Source organism: Streptomyces flavofungini, from assembly GCF_041028215.1.
GTDB lineage: Bacteria > Actinomycetota > Actinomycetes > Streptomycetales > Streptomycetaceae > Streptomyces > Streptomyces flavofungini_B.
The window spans coordinates 1-2121 of the sequence record NZ_JASKYR010001109.1; the positions used below are offsets into that span (position 1 = coordinate 1).

2 protein-coding genes are annotated in these 2121 nt (G+C 74.2%); one reads left to right on the forward strand and one right to left on the reverse strand.

Annotated features, from left to right (window positions below; translation table 11 throughout):
- Positions 1–958: ROK family protein (locus AB8Z36_RS38850; RefSeq protein ID WP_369218074.1), on the reverse strand; the 958-nt coding region annotated here is incomplete at its 3' end.
- A gap of 115 nt (positions 959–1073) precedes the next feature.
- Between AB8Z36_RS38850 and AB8Z36_RS38855 the strand changes: the two genes are divergently transcribed.
- A partial coding sequence (locus tag AB8Z36_RS38855; protein ID WP_369218075.1) for a LacI family DNA-binding transcriptional regulator occupies positions 1074–2121 on the forward strand: 1048 nt, incomplete at its 3' end.

Here is a 2121-nt window from a genome sequence, read left to right on the forward strand (position 1 = left end):
CCCCACCAGCCCCGCTCACCTCACCGCTCACCTCACCGCTCAGCGCCGCCGCGGCCGCCCCCACGAGCCCCGCGTCCGTGCCCATCAGCGCGGGCGCCACGGTGAGGTCCCGTACGAAGGAGAGCGTGGCGTACTCGCGCAGTGAGCGGCGCAGCGGGGTGAAGAGGACGTCGCCCGCCTTGCCCACTCCGCCGCCGATCACCGCGATGTCGATCTCGACGAGCGTGGCCGTGGCGGCGATGCCCGCGGCGAGCGCCTTGGCCGCGCGCTCGAAGGAGGCGATGGCCACCGGGTCGCCCGCGCGGGCGGCGTCGGCCACCGCCGCCGCCGAGGTGTCGCCGTCGGGGCCGGGGCGCCAGCCGTCCGCCACCGCGCGGCGGGCGATGTTCGGGCCGCTGGCGATGCGTTCGACGCAGCCGCGGGCACCGCACGGGCAGGGGTCGCCGTCGAGGTCGACGCTGATGTGACCGATGTGGCCCGCGTTCCCCGTGGGGCCGGGGTGCAGCTTGCCGCCGAGGACGAGGCCGCCGCCGACGCCGGTCGAGACGACGAGGCAGAGGGCGTTGTCGTGGCCGCGCGCGGCGCCCTGCCAGTGCTCGGCGGCCGTCATGGCCACGCCGTCGCCGACCAGCGCCACGGGGAGGCCGCCGGTGACGGCGCGCACCCGGTCGACCAGGGGGTAGCCGCGCCAGCCGGGGACGTTGACGGGGCTGACCGTGCCCGCCGAGGCGTCCACCGGGCCCGCGCTGCCGATGCCGACGGCGGCCGCTCCGCCCCAGAGACCGCTGGCGGTCAGCTCGCCGAGGACCTCCTCGACCGCCCGCATCACCGTGTCGCCGTCCTCGCGCGCGGGGGTCGGCCGCTGGGCGCGCAGCAGTATGCGCCCCCCGCGGTCCACCAGGGCGCCGGCGATCTTGGTGCCGCCGATGTCGAGTGCGGCGACGAGGTCCATGTGCATCTGTGTCGGGTCTCCTGTGTATGAGCAGGCCGGAGAGTGCGAAGGTCAGTCTCCCTTGCATCTGACAACGTTGTCCAGGCCCTATGCTCGACGCCACATGCTCATGGACGACCCGATGGACGACAGGACAGGACAGCGCACCGTGGCAGAGACCGCCGCCAGACGACCCGCCAGCCGCTACGGCAACCGTCCGACCATGAAGGACGTCGCCGCACGCGCGGGAGTCGGCCTGAAGACGGTCTCCCGTGTCGTCAACGGCGAACCGGGCGTCACCCCCGACACCGAACGGCGCGTGCAGGAGGCCATCGAGGCCCTCGGCTTCCGGCGCAACGACAGCGCGCGCGTGCTGCGCAAGGGCCGCACGGCCAGTATCGGGCTGGTGCTCGAAGACCTCGCCGACCCGTTCTACGGCCCCCTGAGCCGCGCCGTCGAAGAGGTCGCGCGGGCGCACGGTGCGCTGCTGATCAACGGATCGAGCGCCGAGGACCCGGACCGCGAGCAGGAGCTGGTGCTCGCGCTCTGCGCGCGCCGGGTCGACGGTCTCGTGATCATTCCGGCCGGTGACGACCACCGCTATCTGGAACCGGAGATCGCCGCCGGTGTCGCGACGGTATTCGTCGACCGGCCCGCCGGGAAGATCGACGCCGACGCGGTGCTCTCCGACAGCTTCGGCGGGGCGCGCGACGGCGTGGCGCACCTCATCGCGCACGGACACCGCCGGATCGGCTTCATCGGCGACCAGCCGCGCATCCACACCTCGATAGAACGCCTGCGCGGCTACCGTGCCGCGATGGAGGACGCGGAGATCCCGGTCGACGAGGCGTGGGTCTCGCTCGGCCTGACCGACCCGGAGCGGGTGCGGAGGGCGGCCGAGGAGATGCTGGGCAGCCCCGAGCCGGTGACGGCGATCTTCGCGGGCAACAACCGGGTGACCGTGACGGTCGTACGGGTCCTGGCCGCGCTCGACCGCCCGGTGGCGCTGGTCGGCTTCGACGACATCGAACTCGCGGATCTGCTCGAACCCGGCGTGACCGTCGTCGCGCAGGACGCGGCCCAGATCGGCAGGACGGCGGCGGAGCGGCTCTTCCGGCAGCTCGACGGCGCGTCCGGGGCCCCGGAGCGGGTCGAGCTGCCGRCGCGGCTCATCCAGCGCGGCTCGGGCG